Genomic DNA, 23,312 nt, shown 5'->3' with positions numbered 1-23,312 from the left:
CTATGAATGAGATTTGGTTAATTCTAAAGCGTCATCTTTAACAATTTGATCTTGACGCTTATCATAACCTAATATTTTAAGTAAGTCTTCACTTTTTTGTTGTTCACTAAATAATTCAGTCGTTATGTTTCCATTGGCATCTCTATTAATTAAGATATGCTTAGGCGACGGAATTAAACAATGTTGTAAACCGCCAAAACCACCAATAGTTTCTTGGTAAGCTCCGGTGTTAAAAAAACCTATATACAAAGGTTTGTCTTTGTTATATTTTGGCATATAAATAGCATTCATATGCTGTTCGCTGTTATAATAATCATCGCTATCACAAGTTAACCCTCCCAATAATACACGCTCATAACTATCTTGCCAACGATTTATTGCTAACATTATAAAACGTTTATTAATAGCCCAAGTATCTGGTAATGTTGTAATAAAAGATGAGTTTATCATGTTCCATTTTTCACGATCGTTTTGTTGTTTTTGGTAAAGTACTTCATAAATAGCACCGCCACTTTCGCCTACTGTAAAGCTTCCAAACTCTGTGAAAATATTTGGTACATCTACTTCTTCTTCCTCACAAGTTAGTTTAATTTGATTGATAATTTCATCTATCATATACTCGTAATCAAACTCAAAAGCTAATGAGTTTTTAATAGGAAAACCACCACCAATATTTAAGCTATTTAAAGTTGGACAAATCTTTTTCAAATTTGTGTAAACCTTTAAACACTTTAATAATTCGTTCCAGTAATAAGCATTATCACGAATACCTGTATTAATAAAAAAGTGTAGCATTTTTAGCTCAACTTTTTCATTATTAGCAATTTGGTTTTTATAAAAAGGCACAATGTTTTTGTAACCTATACCTAAACGCGATGTATAAAACTCAAACTTTGGTTCTTCTTCAGATGCAATTCTAATTCCAACATTAAATTTACCATTAATCTCTTGAGAAAGTAAATCTATTTCTTCGTAATTATCTATAATTGGAATCGCATTTTTATGCCCATTATTGATTAACCGCGCAATGTTTGTAACGTACTGTGCACGTTTAAAACCATTGCTAATTACATATGTATTATCTGTAATCCTACCATCTGCTTTTAAGCTTTCAACAATATCAATATCAAAAGCCGACGATGTTTCAATATGTATATCGTTCTTTAAAGCTTCATCTAAAACATGTTTAAAATGACTGCTTTTTGTACAGTAGCAATAATTATAATTTCCTTTGTAATTATATTTCTCAATAGCATTAGCAAACCACATTTTTGCCTTATTAATATTGTTAGATATTTGAGGTAAATATGTGAATTTTAGTGGTGCACCATACTGTTTTGTTAATTGCATTAAGTCAATATCATGAAAATGCAACTGTCCCTTTTCAACTTTAAATTCCTCTTGAGGGAACTCGTAAGTTTGATTGATTAAATCAATATATTTTGTATTCAATGTAAAAAGTAAATTTTAATAAAAGTTAAAGATGTAATAAGTGTATTAACTACACGTTAAGCCAATAAAAATTTAACAATATCAAATACGAAATTCCTTTTCGGTAGTGGGCACAAAGGCATATTCATGCTGTATAGCATGTATTGGAGAAACGGAAGTTAGCTTTAAAATTCGGTCGCTTAATCTGTAAGCTGCTTTTGAATATGACTTCCTAATTTTCAAAAGCCCGAACATACAAACAGGGTTCAATGTGTTCAGCTAATTTTTAAGTTATTTCGCTTAAAAAAGTGCGCAAATGTAATTTATTTTTTGACACACCAAACATTTTTAATATTTTTTTTGAAATATTTTTTTTGGGCGTTACCACAAGGGTCGGGCTATACACTATAAGTCCTCGCTCGTACCTCGCTGTGGGCTTTCCGTTACTATCCCTAACGTAAAAAACGCAATACAAAAGAAAGTTTCCTGGTATTAAACAAATATCTAGTTATATATAAAAAATGACATAATAAACCTACAAGAGTTCTATAAAATACACCAAGGTAATCTATAAAAAACTTAAGAATTATTATTATAAAAACAATGAAATAAATTAATTGTATTACAACATTTTCAAAGTATTCAATTCTTGCTCTGTTAAGTGTTTCCAATGTCCGCGAGGAATATCTTTTTTGGTTAAGTGACCAATAGCAACACAATCTAAGCTTACTATTTCGTACTTTAAATATTCAAAGATGGTACGAATTATTGTGTTTCCAGTATTTTTAATTTTTAAGCCTATTTCTTTTTTTGAAGCACCATCAATATAACTAATTTCTTCAACTTCAATTAATTTTCCTTCTACCTTAAAACCAGCTTGAATCTTTTTTAAATCTTCTAATATTAAATTTTTATCTAATTCTATATGAAATAAACGGGCTACCCCATTTTTAGAATTTGTGAATTTTTTAGCAACTGAATCATCATTAGTAAACAACAATAATCCCTTAGAGTTTCTTCCTAAACGCCCAATAGGTTTAATTCGCGAATCTGTAGCATTTGCAACTAAATCCATAACTGTACGTCCTTTACCTTCGCTAGTTGTTGTTGCAAAACCTTTTGGTTTGTTTAATAACACATAGGCTTTTTTCTCTGGGTTTATTCGTGAGCCATCATATTTAACCTCATCTGCTAACTTTACTTTATATCCCATTTCGGTAATTACTTTACCATTTACGGTTACTAAACCTATTGCTATATGTTCATCTGCCTCACGACGCGAGCATATACCAGAATTAGCTATATATTTATTTAACCTAATTTCATCAGGATTTCCTGTTTTTTTAGGTGCTTGAGTATTTTTTTTAATAGGTGCATTTCCTCTTGCATAACTTGTAGAACGTGTGTTTCCTTTTCCACGTCCAGATGGTTTTCCTTTTCCTTTACTCCCTTGATTCTTATTCATTACTTTATATTTTGTGCAAAGATATACTTAAAAATTATGATTCTATATTTAATGTTTATTGATTTGTTGCTTTTAGGTTAGGGATTAAAGTTGAAAACCAAAAAAGAGGTACTAGTAAGTACCATTGACCTATAACCCAACTTTTAGAAAACCCAAATAAATTAAATTCTATTTAAAATAACACTTACATCGATTAGTAAAATACTAAAGACGCCTGCTAGAATGATAAATTTTAAAATATTGTGTAATATTAAATACTGTATTTTGGTTTTTGATTGCCATAGTAAAAACAGAAAAATTACGAGCAAACAAAAGCTTAAATAAAAAAAGAGATACATATGTCCTACTTCAAAACGATATAGCAATAAATAGGTTGGTATTATCGTTAAAACCGCTAAAATAGTTAACATTATTTTTGATGTTTTTTCCCCGTAAGCCACAGGTATTGTTACGTAATTCTGCGCAATATCTCCTTTTATGTTTTCTAAATCTTTAGTAAGTTCTCGCATTGAAATCATTAAAAACAAGAATATAGCATGTACAAAAATTACGGTTTCAAAATTTTTGTAATACATAAAAATGGCGAAGAATGGTGTAATAGTTAAAATGGCCGATGTTAGATTACCTACAAATGGCATTTTTTTTAATTTATGTGAATAAAACCAAATACCAAAAATGTATAATGAAAAGAAAATTACAGCCTTAAACGACACATAACTGGCCATAATTACTGCAATAAAATTTAATACAAAATAAAAGGAGAGTTTGGTGTTTTGGCTAACCAACCTATCTAATCTAGATTTTATTGGGCGGTTTATTAAATCTTTTTCTGAATCGTAAAAACTATTAATAATATAGCCTGCTGCTATAGTTGCTGCTGATGCTAACACTAGCATAAGTAGATTTAAATCTAAAACGACCTGCTTTAATGGCTTATCGTGAGCTAAAATGTAAATTGAAGTAAGATATTGAGCAATTACAACAACCAGAATATTGTAGCCTCTAATTACAGAAAACATACTGAAAAATTTGAGTAGTATATGTTTCTGCCTTCTTGTTAACATTTAAAAAAAGTTTGATGAAATCCTGAATCTGGTTCTAGATAACATTTTAGAATAAACAGTAAATGGCTTTTAGAAGTTATAAACGACTTCTAACTTATAATCTGATAATGCTTGTTTTGCTTTTTTAATATCTTGAGTAAACCCAAGTATATAACCTCCACCACCTGAACCACAAAGCTTTAAATAATAATCGTTGGTATCCAATCCTTTTTTCCAAAGGTCATGAAATTGATTAGGAATCATGGGTTTAAAATTATTCAAAACAATTTTTGAAAGTTGTTTGGTGTTTCTAAAAAGAGACTTTATATCGCCTTTTAAGAAATCGTCAACACAGGCATCTGTATGTTTTATAAACTGATTTTTAAGCATGCTACGGAAGCCTTCTTGCTTCATGTTTTCCATAAATAAACTTACCATTGGTGCCGTTTCGCCAATAATTCCACTATCTAACAAAAACACAGCACCCTTACCATCACTTTGTTGTGCCGGAATACCTGTTGCTTCAATATTATCTTTGGAGTTAATAAGAATTGGAATGCTTAAATAACTATTTAAAGGATCTAAACCAGAAGATTTTCCGTGGAAAAAAGATTCCATTGCAGAAAATATTGCTTTTAGTTTTAATAATTTCTCTCTTGTTAAATTCTCGAGTACCGTAATTTTATCAAAGGCATATTTATCATAAAGGGCTGCCACTAAAGCTCCACTACTTCCTACACCATAGCCTTGTGGTATTGACGAATCAAAGTACATACCAGAATTCACATCGTCTTGTAAGCGTTTATTATCAAAACGAACAATAGCAGTATCAATACTCTGGATATGCTTAGCAAATCTTTTTAAGCTTGTGTTCGATTTTATAGCTTCATCAGAAGGATTTTCATCTTTCTTTAAAGCACCATTATAAAAACTATAAGGAATTGATAAACCTTTAGAATCTTTAATGATTCCATACTCACCAAAGAGTAAAATTTTTGAGTAAAATAGAGGTCCTTTCATAAAAGATACTTTGTTTGAGACAACATGTTTAACAAATATACTATTTTTTTAAACAAAATATTAGCATATTACATTTTATTAGCCCCCAAACCAATAACGTCGCAAATATACTGTCCATTTTGACAATATGCAACTAATTCATTCTGAATGAATTCTAATACTTGAGCAGCTTCATTCTCAGGATAAAGCACATGCACATTTGCTCCAGCATCTAAAGTAAAACAAACTTTTGAACCTGAAGTATTTCTATAAGCCCATATTTTATTTAAAATTTCTAATGTATTAGGTTTCATTAAAATAAAATACGGCATGCTTGTCATCATCATTGCATGTAACGTTAATGCTTCACTTTCTACAAGTGCAATAAATTTATCTAAATCACCTGTTTTTAATATTGAGATTATATCTGATAGGTTTTTATTAGCTTGCTTAAAGCGTTCTTGAGCAAAAGGATGATCGTGCATTAAATTATGCCCTAAAGTACTACTCACTTGTTTTTCTCCTTTATCTACAAGCAATATTGTGTCTTGGTAGTTTTTAAAGTTTTGATGCACTTGATAAGGATATTTAACGCCGAATAAATCAGAGCTTCCATCAATTTCAATATGCTTTCCCCAAACAACTAAATTACCTTCTAAACTTCTACAAGCACTACCAGAGCCCAAACGAGCTAAAAACGAGGCTTTTTTAGTAAAACTTTCTTCAGATATGCTAGGGCTTAGTGTTTTCTCAATACTCATTAAGCACAACGCTAAAGCACTCATACCAGAGGCCGAAGATGCAATACCAGAACTATGTGGAAAAGTATTTGATGTTTCTATTTTAAAATGATAATCCTTTAAAAAAGGCAAATAAACTTCAACACGTTTAAAAAAAGTTTCAATTTTTGGTTTGAAATCATCTTTCTTTTCATCATCTAAATAAACTTCAAATGAAAAGCTATTATTAGTTTCTTTTTTTGAAAAACTCAAAGTTGTAGTTGTTTTACAATTATTAAGTGTAAAACTTATAGATGGGTTTTCTGGTATTTGATGCGCTTTCTTCCCCCAATATTTAACTAAAGCAATATTACTTGGTGATGACCAAGTGAAACTACCTTTTTCTATACTTTTTGAACTTGATTTTGGAATGAAATCTTCTACTATCATTTATTATATTTCAGTTGACAAAGATAATAACTTTACTATAGTTTTATAGTTTCTTGCTGTGGCTGTAATTTTTAACCTTTTTTCGAAGAAATTATTACTAAACTTCGCTTTACCATATCCTTTCGAACAATGAAAATAGATAGCAATCTTAGTAATAACAAATGTTTCATTTGGATAAGATATTCCTGAAATTTCTTTAACTAAATCTTGGTCTGGAATATCGTAAAGAAACATGAAATAACTATTAGTTTTTTGGGCTTCAGGAAAAGGACAATCATCATAAACTTTCTTTAACTCTATTGGGCTAATTACTAAAACCGGAACATCAAATCCAAATTGCCCTACAATAGCCTTTTGTATTTTACCCTCTAAAATATTATTGTTTGTTTCTTTCGATTGAAAAATCACATTGCCACTTTGAATATACGTTTGTACATTTTTTAAGCCCTTTTTACCAAGTAATTCTCTTAATTGAGCCATTGGCACTTTTTTATGTCCGCCAACATTAATTCCTCTTAAAAAAGCGATATAAGTATGCATTTTATTTTGAAATATTTTGAGCAGCAATATAAGCGCCAGTCCAAGCGTTTTGGAAATTAAAACCTCCTGTAACCGCATCAACATCAATAACTTCACCTGCAAAATACAGACCTTTTACGTATTTGCTTTCAAAAGTTTTAAAATTAATTTCTTTGAGATTAACACCACCTGCTGTAACAAATTCTTCCTTAAAGGTACTTTTACCATCTACCTTAAAAATGGCTTTAGTAAGTTGATTTGCTAAAGTTTCTAACTGAATTTTATTTAAATCTGCCCATCGAGTTTCTATGTCCATATTTGAGGCTAAAACTAACTTATGCCATAAACGTTTTGGCAAATCAAATTGTGTGGTTTTAAAAACTGTCTTTTTAGCCAAATCTTGTTTTAAAATTTTTAAAGTATTAAAACAATCTTCAAAACTTTGCTTAATAAAATTAACCTCTATTTGAAAATTATAATTTCGTTTTGACAATTCTAAAGCACCAAAAGCAGATAATTTTAAAATTGATGGCGCACTCATTCCCCAATGTGTAATTAACAATGGGCCTTCACTCCAAAGATTAGTTTCTAAAACTCTAATCTCAACATTTTGAGCAACAACACCCGGAATATCCTGTATACGTTTATCTTTTATGTTGAAAGTAAATAATGAAGGAACGGGTTGTGAAATGGTATGCCCTAAAGATTCTAAAATATTCCATATTTTGGGATTACTTCCTGTTGCAATTAAAACCCTATCAGATAAAAAATCGCCCTGTGAGGTTTCAATTTTAAAAGTTTGACCTTTTTGACTTAAAGCCTTTACAGAATGATTGTACAATATTTCAACTTGATGCTTTTCTGCTTCGTTTAAAAAACAGTCAATGATAGTTTGTGATGAATTAGAAACAGGAAACATTCTGCCATCGTCTTCAATTTTTAATTCTACGCCTCGTTTTTCAAACCAGTCAATAGTATCACCTGTCATGAATTGATGAAAAGGCCCTAAGAGTTCTTTTTCGCCTCGCGGATAATTTTGAACTAATTCTTGAGGAATAAATTCTGCATGAGTAACATTACAACGCCCGCCACCAGATACCTTTACTTTTCCTAGACCTTCTTTACCTCGTTCAAGAATAGTAACTTTTAAATTTGGATTTTGTTCAGCTATGTTTATTGCAGCAAAGAAACCTGCAGCTCCACCACCAATAACGATGACGCTTTTTTTTATCATATCCTATCAGGATAATCCGAAATTATACCATCAACACCATAAGATTTTATACGTTCCAATGGCTTTAAATTATTTACAGTAAACGTAATTACTTTAAAATCTTCTTTAAGCTCTGTTACAATCTCTTCTGTTAACATTGTATAATTAGGAAGAATAGATACTGCTTTAATACTTTTTGCAAAAGTAATTGCTCTTTCTAGATTGTTTTCAGTTAGCACTCCTAAAGGAATTTTATCATTTATACCTCGTACCGTTTCAAGTAAATCTTCATGAAAACTAGAGACTAAAATATTGCTATAATCCCATCCCTTTTTATCTACATAAAATGTAATAATTCTGGCTGCCTCTTTTGCTGTATCCTGACCTTTAAGTTCTATATTTAGCAAGCACTTATTATCCACTAAAAGCAACACCTCGGCCAAAGTTGGGATTTGATATGTACCTTTAGTTTTTAAGTTTTTTAAAGCCCTTAGTGGTTGTTTTGAAACTTCGCCAGTACCATTTGTGATTCTATCTACGGTAAAATCATGAAAGACTACTAACTCGCCTGATGCGCATCTATGTACATCAATTTCAATACCATCTACTCCCAAAGCAAAAGCTTTCTTTATAGATTCTAAAGTGTTTTCGGTTACATGCCCTTTGGCTCCTCTATGTCCGATTTTTAAAATATTACTTGTCATTTTTAATAGGTCTTATTAATCCTTCTTGAGCTACAGAGGCTATTAATTTTCCGCCTCTTGTAAAAATATGTCCTCGTGCAAAACCTCTAGCACCAGAGGTACTAGGGGATTCTGTACTGTAGAGTAACCAATCTGAAAAATCGAATTCTCTAAAAAACCACATTGAGTGGTCTAAACTTGCTGTTATTGTATTACCCCAATGTGCACTACTTGCATGAGGATTTAATGTTGATGTTAATATGTTATAATCCGAAATATAAGTTAAAATCTGCTGTTTAGTTGATAAATCTAAATCTTTAACATCGCCTTTTAGTTTAAACCAAACATCATGACTAGGTGGTAAGTCTTTTGGATCTAAAGGATTAGCAAACGCTGTAGGCTTAAATTCTACAGGACGTTTAATAGCTAAAAAAGATTTAAGTCCTTTGGGTAAAAAATCTCCATATTCCTTATACATATCTGTCCAGCTTAACAATTCTTCTGGTTGTTTAATATTTGATTTCATCTCAATTTGATGACTATACCCATCTTCTTTTTTATGAAAAGAGGCTGATAAAATAAATATTGTTGTGTCCTTTTGATGTGCTGTTACACGTCTAACAGAAAAACTTCCTCCATCTCTAACAATACTTACATTATAAGTTATAGGCAATTCTAAATCTCCAGCTTCTAAAAAATAAGCATGCATAGAATGCAAAACTCTTTGATTGGTAATTGTTCTACTCGCTGCATTTAAAGCTTGTGCCAATACTTGCCCTCCAAATACAATAGGACTTCCAATTGTTTTACTTATACCATTAAATTCGTTATCGTTTATTTTCTCTAATACTAAAAGGTTTAATAAATCGTTAACTGTAGTCATAAACTTCTAATAAATTAATCTAATAAGCAATAAGCTTTATTTAACTTTAACGAATATTTTAAAGTTCCATTTAATTTTTTAAAGGAACTTTATTATGTTATATTTTACAAAGATAAAAATACAATTTATGACTTTTACCCTAAAACCCACATTACTTTTCACATTTCTCTTTTTGTCCTGCAATTCTGGAAAATTAGATATTATTGCTGGCTTACCTAAAAGTTTGAAAGAAGCTTCTGCAATTGAGCGTGTTGCTGGTTCAAACTTACTGTGGACTATTGAAGATTCGGGCAATAAAAACAACATTTACGGTATAGATTTAAACGGAGATATTATAAAGGAAATTGACATTAGTAACTCGAGTAATATTGATTGGGAAGACTTAACCTCTGATGAAGATGGAAATCTTTACATAGGAGATTTTGGCAATAATAGTAAAAATCGTGACGATTTTACCATCTATAAAGTATCAGATTTAGAGTCTGATAAAACTAGTGCAAAACGTATAAATTTCACATTACCAAAAAAAGTTAATTCGGAAGACTTTGAGGCCTTTTTTCTATTAAATAATTACTTTTATATTTTTAGCAAAGAGAATAAATCTTGTATGCTCATTAAAGTACCTAATACCATTGGAAAGCATACTGCTGAAGTTATTACCGATTTTAAACTAAAAGGAAAAAGTTTAAAAATAACCTCGGCTGCTATTAATGAATCAAAAAATATTATAGCTCTTTTAAATCATAATAAATTAATAAAAATTAGCAATTTTAAAGGTGATAATTTTTTTGATGGTGATATTGAATTGTTAAATTTCAAACATAATTCTCAAAAAGAGGGCATATGTTTTAAAAACAATTCGACAGTATACATAACAGATGAAAAAAATAAAAATAAGGGAGGACATCTTTACGAGTTCCAATTGAATTAAAAATTTAATCCAAATCCAAAAGTAAACCTTAAGCCTTCTTCACTATTAAAAAAGTTAAATGTTCCGGATAAACTTTCGGCAGCAGTTATCCAAAAACCACCTCCGTAATCATTATGCCATTTATCTGAAAAGTCATTTTCTAGCCAAACTCTACCAACATCACCACCTGCAAAAATACCAATTTGTAATGGTAGAGTATTTGTTTTAAAAGAAGGAAAACTATAGCGTAAATCTACGCTTCCTACCAAAGAACTTTTTCCTGTAAAGCGCTCATTCCTAAACCCTCTTAATCCATTCTTACCACCAATATTTGCAGCTTGATAAAACAATAAATCGTCACCCATTCGTATTTGGGTTCTTACATCTGTTTTTAAAACTAAATTTTTGTTTTTTGATAATGAGTTATAAAAACCAAGATTTGAATTTAAATATCCATAAGTGTTTTTTGTGTCTTCAAATTCAGTTTTACCACCAACTTGTAACATAAAAGTCATCCCTTTTTTAGGGTTGATTTTATTATCAAAACTCTTGTAATTAAATTGAGCTTCCAAGCCTCCAAAAAAACGTCGCTTGTAAAAATCTGAGTCATTAGCATCAACAAATTCATTGGTGATAAATCTATTTTCAGTATTTTCAATTTCTATACCTTCAAATATTGTCCTAATTCCATAATCACTACCAAAATTTCCCTTTTTTAAAATACCCGCCTTTACAGCGTAAGTACTTGTTTTAACTCGGTTGTAATCCAACTCTAAATCATCATTATTTTCTGTTTCATTTCCATAACCAAAAAAGTTATTTGTGAAATTTTCGGTTGTAAATTGCCCAGCAATGTGTAGGTTCCAATCGTTCATAATATTTGCAAATTCACCATCATAATTTAAAGAGAAGCCATTTGTAGCAAAATAATACCCTCCTTTAAACCTGTGTTGTTGTGAAAAAGGGTTTCTTTGAAATCCTTTGATTGTTTTGGAATATGATACACCAAGCAAAAACCCGTCATCAGGATTAAATCCAATAGCTGGTGTAATGACACTAGATTTTGTAATATTCTTATTAAAATCAAATAGGTTTAACTTGTAAACATCTGTTAATCTTATTGTAGCGCCATTATTTTCTTTAATAGTGTTGGATTTACTTTCATGATCATAAACCTTAACTTTCCTACCATTCTTTATAATATAAGTATCGTTTTCTTGACCTCCTATTAGCCTAATAAATATTGGATTATTAGCTTTTCCTTTTACTTCAAAAACATCTTTATCGTCTAGACCATAAATCCACATTTCTTTTGTAATATCTTTATTAAATGTTTTATCAACAATAACTTCACCTTTTTCACCATCTATAATTCTAGATATTTTAATATTTGTTTCTTTATCTCCTGTTCTGGATACTTCTATATAATCATCTTTATCTGTACCAGTTAAAACAACCAATTCATTTAAATAGTTATAATAACGAGTTGCAATATTTTGCAAATTAGCACGTCTTCCTTTTAACTTTTGTTTGATATCATCAAGCGTTTTGTCTTGTACCTCTTTAGGTACTTTTTTAAATGCTTTTTCTATAACATCATCAGTAATATTTTCTTGAAGAAATTTGGCGTGTTTTAACCATGTTTCCTTATCTGCTTGCTGGACCATAACTCTGTCTAGTTTTATACCTGCAGCATTCATCCACTCAATATTTGCCAATTCCTCATCATATACCTGAAGCTGTTTTGTTGAACCAGAAATAACCTTCATGACGTCTAACAGCGCACCATCAAAATTTGAAAATACTTGATCTCTATCTCTAGGAATTGGCCTATAATACTTATCTCCATTTTCCATATCAAACTGCGCCCAACGCCATTGATCTTGGTGCCTATCCCAATCGCCAATTAACATATCGAAAAGCCTAGCTCTTACAAAAGCATTTTCGTCAATTTTATGTTTTTCATCTTCTCTAATTTTTTTAACAATATCATGTGTACTCTCAATATCATCAGCATACCCAAAATTCTTATCATCAGCATAATTATCTTCTGGCCTTTCTTCTATCATATATAATTCCCCGCCATATTCTTTATTGTACTCACCCATATATTTATGTTTAGGTATAAAAAATAATTTAGGGTTTGTATGGTATATCTTTGCGGCATCAGATAAATCTGAAACTACTGTAAAAGCGTATGGATGAGCAGCAGTATAAAAATCTAAAATTAATCCTTCAATTGCTGTTTTTTCAAATTCATCTTGAATGTAAGTATCTTTAAAAAGTACTGTTTGTAAATATTGTGTAGCACTTTTTCGGAGGGCTCTCATATTAAGTTCGCGACCATCTTTAGTTTTTAATCGCAAAGACCTTGTTTGGTGCCCTCCTCCCTTTCTTACTAATTCTAATCCGCCATAAAGAGTATCAAGTGTTGCTACTTTAGCCTTAATTTTTGTACTGTAAATATCTCTATAATGGTCTCCCCAAACCGACTCAAAAAAACCAGAAACATCTGTTTCTTCTTTTGTATAAATAGACACTTCTACTTCTTGTGGAAATGTTTCTGGAAGGTTTGAAAAATCATATTTCTTATTTGGAGGAAACACTTCTTTTGTAAATAATAATTTTGGATTACCATTAGCTTCGCCATAATAACGCACCCAACTGCTTCCATCTTTAAAAATAGTTAACTCTGCAAACCCTTGTTCGCCAGAAGAAAACAATCCATTGCTACTTAACTCAACAGAAGATTCTTTTGCTCCCGATCCAGATACGATCTGTTTTATGCTCTCTTGTTCAATATACTGCAAAGTATGCTCATGACCAGATACAAAAACGACATTATCAGCATCTAAAGTCATTGTTTCCAAACGACTCATTAATTCATGATAGCGCTCATTATACCTGTCTTGTATAGACACACCACCTTGTGTTCTTAATTGTGTGATAAAAGATGCTACACCAGGAAGTGGTATTTTTTGTTGAAATGGGTATAAGTGTTTTTTTAATGCATATTTACCTCCATGCGCGCCATTTGTGTACATAGGGTGATGCATGGCAAAAACCGTAGTTTTATTTTGTGCTTTTTTAAGTTCTCCTTCAATTTCTTGAAAAAAGCGCTCTCTAGTTTTTATTTCACATTCGTCGTTAATTGTTGGGTGTCTGTTCCAGTTTTCTAGATACCATTGCGTATCTATAATAATTAATTGAATAGATTCACTAACATCAATACTTTCAAGCGGGCAACCATTTTCTGGTTTAAAGGTATTTTTACCAACTAATTTTTCAACATATTTTTCTTCGCGTTTTAGACCTTTTAAACCATCTGCATACCAATCATGATTTCCAGGAATAAAAACAGTTTTTCCTTCAAAATCGGCAATAGATTTTCCTTGAGCATTAAGAGCATTTTCTGCGTTTCCTCTCCCTTTTTTGCCTTTTTTAGGTAACCCTGAAGGATATATGTTATCTCCTAAAAAAATAGTGTAATCGCCCTTTGTTTTTTTGTTTTCAATATATTTATTAAAAGCCGTTAAGGCTTTAGACATACCTCCTATTGGAGATTTTCCGGCATCACCAACTAGATAAAATGTTTTGTCTATTTCTTTGTTTGGAAACTCTATTTTGCTATGATTCTCATCAGCATATTGTGGTGTGTATGTGGCACATGCAGTTACAAATAAAATTACTGTTAAAATTAAAATGTATTTAAGAATCTTCATAGTTTATTATTTCTGTATGTAAAATTACTTTTTTAGCTTTTGTAAAGCTATTCCAATCAACTAAATAATTAACTCAAATAATATATAGTTTCTAAAAAAGAGTTTCTTTAATCCCAAGGCAAATCACTTCGCTCATCCCAATAAGTAGTACTTGCAACATTTATTGATTTAAGTACATTCAATTCCTCTTCTGTTAATTTAAAATTTAATGCCTTAAAATTTTCTTTTAATTGTATAGAATCTGAGGCACCACTTAGCACATAGTTTGGTTGTAAACCATCTATAACAAAACGTAATGCAATGGCATCAACACCCACTTTATATTTTTCTGCCAACTGGTTTAAAACTAAATATGCTCTATTATAATGTTGAAAATTTTTATTTTGAAAAACACGTCCGTTAGCTAAGGCTTCTTTAACAATTACCTTTTTACCATCTTTAAGAAGCTCTTTTAAAACAGGATAAGCTGATTGTTCAAAAACATTATAAGTTACTTGAAAAGTATCAAACAAACATTTATTTTCTATTATAATATTTGAAGCAAAATTAATTACGTTACTTTGATTTGGACCACTTGTTGTGATACCGATTTGTACTCCAGTTTCCTTTTTTATTTTATGAAGCTGATTTAAAACATCTATATTTTCTAAAATCCCACTTTCAAAAGTAGCCGAATGCACTTGATAATATTTAAGGCTCGGAAGCATTGCTTTTGAAACATCCCATTGCTCATTCAATTTTTTTAATGAATGTTCTTTAACTTCATGTTTTCCCTCAAAACCAAGTTCCCAATTAGCCACATAAGTATAACCCCATTTTGTACCCAAAACAACATTTAGGTGCTTATGTTTTCTATTCCATTCTTCTAAAAAAGCTTCGCCTTTCCCGTAGGATGGTGCTGTGTCAAAATATCGAATTCCTAACTTATAAGCTTCATCTAAAACCGAAAATGTATTTTGCTTAAAAGCCTCCTCAGACTTATCAATTGATTTATTTGTTCTAATATTAATGTACTCTGGCCTACCTAAAGCTGCTAAACCTAGGCCTAATTCTGTTTTTGAATTCGTTTTCATTTATCTGTAACAACTTTTTTGAAAATAGTATTAATATTGAGTTTACAATAAAATAAAAGGCTCTTCAAACCTTTCAAAATGACATGTATATCCATTAGGAATTCTTACCAAATAATCTTGATGCTCTGGCTCAGCTTTCCAAAATGTTGAATAGGGCTCTAAAGTAGTAACTACAGTCCCTTCCCATTTACCTGAGTCGTTTACAATTTTAATAATATCTTGGGCATCTTTTTTTTCTTCTTCATTTTGAAAAAATATAGCCGACCTATAGCTCGAACCCTTATCATTACCCTGTCTATCTATTGTTGTAGGATTATGAATTCTAAAAAAATAATCTAATATCTCCCTGAATGATGTTTCGTTTGGATCATAAATTAGCTCTATCCCTTCAGCATGACCTGGATGGTTTTTATAAGTTGGGTTTTCGTTTTCGCCACCTATATAACCAACCTCGGTATCTTTTATTCCTGGGCGCGTTCTAAACAAATCTTCCATACCCCAAAAGCAGCCTCCTGCTATGTATGCCTTTTTATAATTATTCATTATTATAATTTATATTATTTTATGAACTGCAAGATAACATAGAACAGCCAACTTTATGTCTAGCCCATTCTGGGCGTTTAGCAAACCATTTTCGATATTCTGGTTGCTCATCATAAGGCTTTCTAAGCATATTAAACAATTCGTCTATTAATTTGTAATCTCCATTATCTGCATCATCAATGGCTAATTGTGCCATATAATTACGTAATACATATTTAGGATTTATTGTGTTCATTTTGTCTTTTCGTTCATCATTTGAAAATGATTCTTGTCGCAACCTTTTTGCATATTCTTCAAACCAACTTTTCCATCGCTTTTCAATATTCCCAGTAACTTCATCTGGTTTATAAAATGCATCGCTAATTACATGAAGCCCTTCTGAAGGTTTTTCTTTTTCAAAATTACTTAGATTTCTGAAGAAAATTGTCATATCGGTTTCTGTTAAGTGTAATATATCCTCTAATTCTAGTATTAGTTTTTGATCATTTTCATCTTTATTTAAAAAACCTAACTTAGAGCACATCATGTTTAGTAACTTAACTTCAAAATCTGTTTTATATTGATTTAAAATAGCTTCTAAAGGTTCTGCAGCATCGATTAACGGGTATATTGCGTTTGCAAGTTGAATTAAATTCCATAAACCAATATTAGGTTGGTTACCATAACGATAGCGCTTATTTTGCCTATCAGTTGTGTTTGGAGTCCAGCCATACTCATAACCTTCTAACCAGCCATATGGCCCGTAATCTATCGTTAAACCAAGAATCGACATGTTATCTGTATTCATTACCCCATGAACAAAACCAACTCGTTGCCAATGAATTATCATATCTAAAGTTCGTTCTGAGACTTCTTTAAAAAATGTGATATATACTTCTTTAGATGGTTCTCCTATATGAGTAAAGTGATTCTTAATTGTATAATCAACTAACTTTTTTAAGTTTATTTCATCTTGTCTTGAAGCAAAAATTTGATAACTCCCAAAGCGTAAAAAAGTTTCGGCTGTTCTGCATACTATTGCTCCTTTTTCGTAAGCCGAATTCCCGTCATACATAACATCTCGAAGTACATTATCTCCTGATAGTGCCAGGGACAAAGCACGAGTTGTAGGAACACCTAGATGAAACATGGCTTCACTACACAAATATTCTCTTACCGAAGAACGCAATACCGCTAAACCATCTGCATGTCTAGAATAAGGTGTTTCTCCTGCTCCTTTTAACTGTACTTGCCAATTAGATTTATTATGCTCAACTTCAAATAAATTAATGGCGCGCCCATCGCCTAATTGTCCTGCCCAATTACCAAATTGATGCCCACCATAACACATGGCATATGGATTTGTTTCTTCTAAAACTTTATTTCCTGTAAAAACATTTAAAAAATCTTTACTTTCTGCATCTGATTCAGAAAGCCCTAAGTTTTCTAACATTTCAGAAGACACATGGAGTAATTCTGGTTTTGCTGTATGCTTTGGTGTAACAAAAGAAAAACAAGCTTCAATTACTTGTCGCCTAGAGTTATCTTTAATAAGATCTGCAGGTAATTCTTTATTAAATATATCTTTAATATTTAAATTCATATAAGTTTTATAACCGTACTTTTTAATACTGTTTATTTTAACCCCTTATGGCATGTATTATAAAAATTAATTTTATTCTGTACTTAATGCACCTTTTTCTAGCTGCATTGATTCTGAATTAATACAGTACCGCAAACCACTTGGCTCAGGACCATCAGGAAAAACATGCCCTAAATGGCCATCGCAAGTATTACACATAACCTCAACGCGAACCATACCAAAAGCAGTATCGCGCTCATACTTTATAGCATTTTCCTTAATTGGTTGCGTAAAACTAGGCCAGCCAGTACCAGATTCAAACTTAATTGTAGAATCAAATAATGGCGTATCACAACATATACAATTGTATTTTCCAGCTTCATGAATTGAGCATAAAGCACCGCTATGCGGCCTTTCTGTCCCTTTTAACCTTGTAATCCTAAATTGTTCTGGAGTTAGTTGAGCTTGCCATTCAGCTTCAGTTTTTTCGACACGTTTGTCTGGAGTAGGGTTTCCTTTTACAGAAAAATTAATAACTTCTTTCCAAGTTAGCATAATAATAGGTTCTTTATTTTTTAGTTAAATATACTATGTTTTAAGATATCTTAAGTCGAAAACAAGTCAACATTCTTACAGTCAAAATCTTTATAGATAAAGCACACATAATATATTTAAATTTTAGTAATTTGTGATATTAAATTTACTTGTTTTATGTCGAAATTAATTGATAGTGCTGAAAAATTTGTTTTTGATTTGTTTAAAAACGAATTAGACCATACATTTATTTACCATAACTACACACATACTGAACGTGTTTTAAGAAGTGTAAGAGAAATTATTGAAAATACTGAGATAAGCGAAAAAGATTCAGAAATTCTTCAATTAACTGCTTTATTACATGATACTGGCTATACTAAAACTAAAGATGGGCATGAAGAAGAAAGTGTTAAGATTGCAACGCGTTTTTTAACAGACAACAATGCCGATGCGGAAACAATAAAAGCTGTAAACGCATGTATTTTAGCCACTAAATTTAAAGATTCGCCAAATACAGAACTTGGAAAAATAATTAGAGATGCTGATGCGTCTCATTTTGGAAAAAAATATTTTGACGAAGCCAGCGAATTTCTTAGAAAGGAACTAGAAATACAAGGAGTTGCAAGCTATTCGCCTAATGAATGGCTAAATGAAAACATAAAAGTTCTTACAAAGAAACATGAGTTTTACACAGACTATGCTTTAAAAAATTGGCAACCTAGAAAGGAAAAAAACCTTTCTAAATTAATGAAAACTAAGAAGAAAAGAAATAGCAAACTTAAAACTGAAGAATTAAAAGCAAAATATAAAGCACAATACAAAAACGAAAGTCCAGAACGAGGCATACAAACATTTTATAGGGTTGCATTAAGAAACCACATTAAACTTAGTGATATTGCAGATACTAAAGCTAACATTTTATTATCTGTAAATGCCATTATCATTTCACTTGTTTTAGCAAATTTAATATCAAAATTAGATAATAACGCTTATTTAATTTACCCTACAGCTATTTTTACATTATCATGTGTTGTATCTATGGTTTTATCAATTATAGCAACCAGACCTAATATTACTAGTGGAGAGTTTACTAAAGAAGATGTAGCAAATAAAGATGTTAACCTTACCTTTTTTGGAAACTTTCATAAAATGAGTTTAAAGGAATATGATTGGGCAGTTAAAGAACTTATAAAAGATAAAGAATACGTTTATAGCTCTTTAACCAAAGACCTTTATTTTTTAGGAAAAGTTTTAGAGCGTAAATATAGAATTCTTAGAGTTACTTATACTATTTTTATGATAGGCATGATTGTTTCTGTTCTATCATTTGGTATTGCTTTAAAGATAAATGGAGCAGAGTTAGAAGATGTTTTACCAGACGAATCGCCAGTTTCTCATGTTCAAGAAATGACAACTAAGCCTTAATCTCATTCATTAAATCATCATATGTGTAAAATTCTTTATCATTACCATCTGTATGATAAAGTACACTTACTCTTATAGCTTTTAATCCAGTTACAGCTTGTAAATCTTCAAGCTCAACAATTTCAACATCGGTATCTAAATAATGTTTAGACTGTAAAAACTTAATATATCGTAAGTATTCTTGTTCATCCTGCTTTTGCGAATAAACAATACTTATTTTTCCCTTTTGGGTTACACGATTTGTGGTGCCTTTAATGTATGCTTTATCTACTCGTTTTTTTACAATTTCATAGCGTGCATTATAAGTACCATCTACATCAAATTGTTTTTCATCCATTCTAAAACTAATAGATAAAGGTTGACTAAAAACTAAAATCATAGAAGCAACATCAAGGGCAACAGGAAAATCAGATTTCATTTGATAATAGCTGTTTTCCATCTCGCACATAACTTGTAATTGCCACAAACGCAAATTGTATAAATACACAGGATTAAAACTATCTTCTTTAGTTATAGACTCTCCTATATACATGTTATGTTCTACACCATCGGTTTTAAAACGCTCAAAAAAATGTGGGTACATTGCCTGAGCATCATGTTGTTTTTTATCTAATAATGATGCCATTTCTGTATTAATTTTAGCTATGGTTTCATCATAAGCTTTTCTGTGTTTATACAACACATTTAATTCATCATCAATACTAGAATAATATGTTTCAATCTTTTCTTTTACAGGCCTGTAAGTACTTAAATGTTTAAATACAGGATCGATATCCTCTTTTAAAAATGCCGATATCTGTTGCTCACTATCTACTTGAAAGTTGTTTTTTGTAGCGTCTAAAAATTCGTTTATTTGGTAGATGTATTGTTCATAGATTGGCAAATTTTCAGTTTTTGAAATTAAATTGAAAATATTCTTAATAGATTTAAGTTGTAGTATTAAATCTTGCTGTGTTGCTATATTTCTAGCCTCGGAAGACCCTTTAATATCTATTTGACCATAAAGCGGATAAATATTATTAAATGCAATTTCATTAAAACTTGGATCTAGTCCATTCATTTCATCTTTAATAAACGCTTTTGCTTCTTTTACAAAACGCCATTTAACACTTGAATGTACAGATGTACATTCTTGTTGAATAATTGCTTCTATTAAATTTTCTTCTTCATTTTTAGAACGCTCAACAGCCGAAATAATAAAAGGCATAACATCAACCAGTTTATTAGCATTAATACTATTTAATACTCTTGGCTTTTTAGACACTATTTCTATAACCCCCATTAATCCATCATCATTGGAAATGGGTGCAAAAATTGCACTTTTAATTCCTTGTTCATGCAGACTTGTAATGTGTGGCGCACGACCTTTAGCTATATCGAATTTAGTGTCTACGTCTGAAACAGAAAAGTATTTGTTTTCGTTTAACAACCTGTTATACGACCATCCACATAACGCATCTGAACACTTTTCATGATCTCTATCTCCTAGAAGATAGCTATTCATACCTGCACCATATACACGCTGAAAACTTCCTTCTTCTTTATTATATATTGAAAACCCAACCTTAATGTCTTTTAACATAAGTAGCGACCTAAATATTTCATGAAAACTTTCCATAAAATTTTCATTTTTCCGCTTATTTTCTCCAATAAGAGTTGATTTTATATTTGATATTGATTGATCGTCTGTAACATCAAAAATATTAGAAATTACAAATCCTTTAAACAAGTAACTATTTGGCGGAAACTTCTCTTTCCAGAGTGCAATATTTTCAAAATTATCTAATAATTCTCTATAGTCTGCTTCTGTAATTTTCTTTGCTTTATCCGTTGGAATAATTTCGCAAAAATCTGCATTGTATAATATTTTATAGTAATGTAGTATACCATCAGCATCGGGAATTTCGTAATAAAAAGGTCTTTTAAAATTTAAATTATAACCATAACAAAAATTTAAGATAATTGTACATGCTATAATATACCTATCATCATCAGGCATATTTTTAATATTTAAAGTAAATCCTTCTCCTGCTTTTTCTATTATATTTTTAAAACGTACTGAAGAATTAAATATTAAATCATGAAAAGGTACCGAAGCTGTTTTAATCTCATTTTGTGTTAGTAATGGACTAAAACTGTCTTTAAGAATCGTGCTTATTTCTTTTTCTCTTAGTTTTAATATAGAAGTGTCACTAAAACCTTCTCTAAGCTCAGGATATATATTAGCAATCTTAAGAATACTTTTAGCTTTTGTAACAATAAATTCATCATCACTTTTAGCCAAAACCTCATATTGCTCCAACAATTTATTGAAACTAACTTTTAAATTTAAAGGTGACTCAATATTGTCGTTAATATCCATAATATTACTATGCTTATTATACAAAGTTACAAATTAATAAGTTTTGTCGTTATTAATTTAACTTACTTACCTATTAATTTGTCGTTTAAAATATTACAGTTATATTTTTTCTAGAAGTAAAATATTAAACTGAGAGTTAACTGTAAATTTCCCTTCTACAACTTTACTAGACAGACCTGAATATGCATCATGTAGTGTATCACCATTTTCAAAGACTTTTGAAACATCTAATACTTTTTCACCAATAGGTAAATCTAAACCAACAACAACCAAATCTTTGAAATCGTCTTTAGAAAAACTTCTGTAAAATGCGTAAGGTGACTCCGTAATCATTTGATGAACGCCAGCCCCTATTGCAGGGTGTTTAGCACGGAATTGTCCTAGTTTTTGCCAATGATGTAAAACTGCTTTTGTTTCAGTATTATTTTTAATGGACTCCCAATTCATAAAAGAGCGTAATGTTGCATCACCTTCTGTTCCTTGAATTACTAAAGCACGAGCTGACTCATCACCATAATATACTTGCGATGCTCCTGGACACAACAACAGTTTTGTTGCAGTTTCAAATGGTTTTTTACGGTTCGCATCAAATGGTTGCCCATCATCATGCGAACTTAAATAATTTAAAACGCCATAGCCTTTTAATTCTGAATTCAAAATATCAGAATATTTTTTAAATAACTCTTCTTTTGTTAGTTGAGCGGCATTCCATTTCATCTCAAAATTTATAAGTCCGTTAAAAGCATTATCAAAATAATTTACTTTTTTATCTCCAAAATCGAATGCTTTTCCTGCCGAAATCCCGTAATTATATACCTCTCCTACTAAATAAAAATCGTTATCATCCAATACTTTTTCTGGATTAGATTTTTTATATTCAGAAAACGCAAAATCACATTCTTTTTTAAATTCTTGCCATACGTTTTCCTCAACATGCTTAACGGTATCAACGCGATAACCATCAATTCCAAATTCTTTTATGTAATCGGTTAGCCATTTCATGATATAAAATCGAGGCGCTCTTGGGTGGTTTGTTCTCTTAAAAAATGAGTTTAATTCTGCAACTTCATCTTCATATCTACCTTCATTTTTCCATTTCTCAACTAATTGAGTTGGTAATTCAACAGCTTCATCACTTTCTGTTTTAATATCTGGAAGATTTTTAACTAATGTACAAGTTATAGTATTATTGTAAGATTGATAATCGCATTGTGGCCCTGTTCGCACCCAATCTAATGGCCATACAGGATCCTTATCTGTTACAGGCCCAGTATGATTTATTACAGCATCTAAAAGAATACGAATGCCATTTTTATGAGCCGTTTCAACTAAATTATGTAGATCTTGTTTTGTTCCAAAATTAGGGTCTAAAGTTGTCCAATCACTAGCCCAGTAGCCATGAAAGCCATAACTCAATCCTGTTCCTTCATTAGTTCCGCCATGAATTTGCTCTACTATTGGTGTCATCCAAATGGCATTAATTCCTAATTTGGTGAAATACCCATCTTTTATCTTTTGAGTGATTCCTTTTATATCTCCTCCTTTAAAACCACGAAGTTTTCCTGTCTCTAAATTTCTATCAAAATTTACATCATTTAAAGTATCTCCATTATTAAACCTATCGGTTAATAAAAAATACACATTTGCACCTTCCCATACAAAAGGTGTTTTTTGTTTTTTAGAGGATATTTGTTTTTTGTCTTCACAATCATTAAAAACTAAAAAAGATAATAGGATTAAAAAATACTTCATTTTGTTTCTATGTTTATTTAAC

Annotated in this window: 18 protein-coding genes; 2 read left to right on the top strand and 16 right to left on the bottom strand. The window is 30.8% G+C overall.

The genetic code is table 11. The features are described from left to right. The 9 genes from Q0842_RS05070 to Q0842_RS05030 form a co-directional block, all read right to left on the bottom strand. Window positions 1–1,452 (bottom strand): arginine decarboxylase, encoded by a 1,452-nt coding sequence (locus Q0842_RS05070; RefSeq protein WP_298495031.1) that lies wholly within the window; start codon window positions 1,450–1,452, stop codon window positions 1–3. A gap of 601 nt (window positions 1,453–2,053) precedes the next feature. Further along, on the bottom strand, window positions 2,054–2,896 hold the full coding sequence (locus Q0842_RS05065; protein ID WP_298495029.1) for a pseudouridine synthase: 843 nt from the start codon (window positions 2,894–2,896) through the stop codon (window positions 2,054–2,056). Between the two features lie 161 nt (window positions 2,897–3,057). Next, window positions 3,058–3,960 (bottom strand): geranylgeranylglycerol-phosphate geranylgeranyltransferase, encoded by a 903-nt coding sequence (locus Q0842_RS05060; protein ID WP_298495027.1) that lies wholly within the window; start codon window positions 3,958–3,960, stop codon window positions 3,058–3,060. A 69-nt stretch (window positions 3,961–4,029) separates the two neighbouring features. Then, on the bottom strand, window positions 4,030–4,959 hold the full coding sequence (locus tag Q0842_RS05055) for a mevalonate kinase (protein ID WP_298495024.1): 930 nt from the start codon (window positions 4,957–4,959) through the stop codon (window positions 4,030–4,032). Between the two features lie 68 nt (window positions 4,960–5,027). Then, window positions 5,028–6,107, bottom strand: coding sequence for a diphosphomevalonate decarboxylase (gene mvaD / locus Q0842_RS05050; RefSeq protein WP_298495023.1), 1,080 nt, complete (start codon window positions 6,105–6,107; stop codon window positions 5,028–5,030). 3 nt (window positions 6,108–6,110) lie between these two features. Beyond that, a complete protein-coding gene (locus Q0842_RS05045; RefSeq protein WP_298495021.1) occupies window positions 6,111–6,647 on the bottom strand; it encodes a DUF1697 domain-containing protein in 537 nt (178 codons plus the stop codon). 1 nt (window position 6,648) lies between these two features. Then, window positions 6,649–7,860 carry an NAD(P)/FAD-dependent oxidoreductase gene (locus Q0842_RS05040; RefSeq protein WP_298495018.1) on the bottom strand — a complete coding sequence of 404 codons (1,212 nt, stop codon included), beginning with the start codon at window positions 7,858–7,860 and terminating at the stop codon, window positions 6,649–6,651. Continuing rightward, window positions 7,857–8,543: a glycerophosphodiester phosphodiesterase family protein gene (locus Q0842_RS05035; protein ID WP_298495015.1), complete on the bottom strand. Its 687-nt coding sequence runs from the start codon at window positions 8,541–8,543 to the stop codon at window positions 7,857–7,859. The genes Q0842_RS05040 and Q0842_RS05035 overlap by 4 nt, the downstream gene beginning before the upstream one ends. Next, the gene (locus tag Q0842_RS05030; protein ID WP_298495013.1) at window positions 8,533–9,405 is read right to left on the bottom strand and encodes an acyl-CoA thioesterase II; all 873 of its coding nucleotides are present in this window, start codon (window positions 9,403–9,405) and stop codon (window positions 8,533–8,535) included. Before Q0842_RS05030 ends, Q0842_RS05035 begins: the two co-directional genes overlap by 11 nt. A gap of 127 nt (window positions 9,406–9,532) precedes the next feature. Between Q0842_RS05030 and Q0842_RS05025 the strand changes: the two genes are divergently transcribed. Further along, a complete protein-coding gene (locus Q0842_RS05025; RefSeq protein ID WP_298495010.1) occupies window positions 9,533–10,336 on the top strand; it encodes an SdiA-regulated domain-containing protein in 804 nt (267 codons plus the stop codon). On the opposite strand, the gene Q0842_RS05020 is transcribed toward Q0842_RS05025, so the two are convergent. The 5 genes from Q0842_RS05020 to msrB all read right to left on the bottom strand — a co-directional run bounded on the left by Q0842_RS05020 (window position 10,333) and on the right by msrB (window position 17,769). After that, window positions 10,333–14,037, bottom strand: coding sequence for a metallophosphoesterase (locus Q0842_RS05020; protein ID WP_298495007.1), 3,705 nt, complete (start codon window positions 14,035–14,037; stop codon window positions 10,333–10,335). The two genes, Q0842_RS05025 and Q0842_RS05020, sit on opposite strands and share 4 nt — an antisense overlap. Before the next feature lie 107 nt (window positions 14,038–14,144). After that, on the bottom strand, window positions 14,145–15,110 hold the full coding sequence (locus tag Q0842_RS05015; RefSeq protein WP_298495004.1) for an aldo/keto reductase: 966 nt from the start codon (window positions 15,108–15,110) through the stop codon (window positions 14,145–14,147). Window positions 15,111–15,152: 42 nt separating this feature from the next. Further along, the gene (gene msrA, locus Q0842_RS05010; RefSeq protein ID WP_298495001.1) at window positions 15,153–15,653 is read right to left on the bottom strand and encodes a peptide-methionine (S)-S-oxide reductase MsrA; all 501 of its coding nucleotides are present in this window, start codon (window positions 15,651–15,653) and stop codon (window positions 15,153–15,155) included. Window positions 15,654–15,672: 19 nt separating this feature from the next. Next, window positions 15,673–17,235: a YdiU family protein gene (locus tag Q0842_RS05005; RefSeq protein ID WP_298494998.1), complete on the bottom strand. Its 1,563-nt coding sequence runs from the start codon at window positions 17,233–17,235 to the stop codon at window positions 15,673–15,675. Window positions 17,236–17,307: 72 nt separating this feature from the next. Next, window positions 17,308–17,769: a peptide-methionine (R)-S-oxide reductase MsrB gene (msrB, locus tag Q0842_RS05000; protein ID WP_298494995.1), complete on the bottom strand. Its 462-nt coding sequence runs from the start codon at window positions 17,767–17,769 to the stop codon at window positions 17,308–17,310. A 156-nt stretch (window positions 17,770–17,925) separates the two neighbouring features. Between msrB and Q0842_RS04995 the strand changes: the two genes are divergently transcribed. After that, window positions 17,926–19,176, top strand: a complete 1,251-nt coding sequence (locus Q0842_RS04995; RefSeq protein WP_298494992.1) for a Pycsar system effector family protein — start codon at window positions 17,926–17,928, stop codon at window positions 19,174–19,176. Here Q0842_RS04995 and Q0842_RS04990 read toward each other — a convergent pair. Together Q0842_RS04990 and Q0842_RS04985 are read right to left on the bottom strand one after the other, a co-directional pair. Further along, window positions 19,166–21,538: a GAF domain-containing protein gene (locus tag Q0842_RS04990; RefSeq protein WP_298494989.1), complete on the bottom strand. Its 2,373-nt coding sequence runs from the start codon at window positions 21,536–21,538 to the stop codon at window positions 19,166–19,168. The genes Q0842_RS04995 and Q0842_RS04990 overlap by 11 nt on opposite strands. A gap of 99 nt (window positions 21,539–21,637) precedes the next feature. After that, window positions 21,638–23,290, bottom strand: coding sequence for an alpha-amylase family glycosyl hydrolase (locus tag Q0842_RS04985; RefSeq protein WP_298494986.1), 1,653 nt, complete (start codon window positions 23,288–23,290; stop codon window positions 21,638–21,640). Window positions 23,291–23,312 lie beyond the last annotated feature (22 nt).

The sequence above is a fragment of the uncultured Algibacter sp. genome (assembly GCF_947495675.1).
Lineage (GTDB): Bacteria > Bacteroidota > Bacteroidia > Flavobacteriales > Flavobacteriaceae > Algibacter_B.
This window is presented reverse-complemented; position numbering and strand designations above follow the sequence as displayed.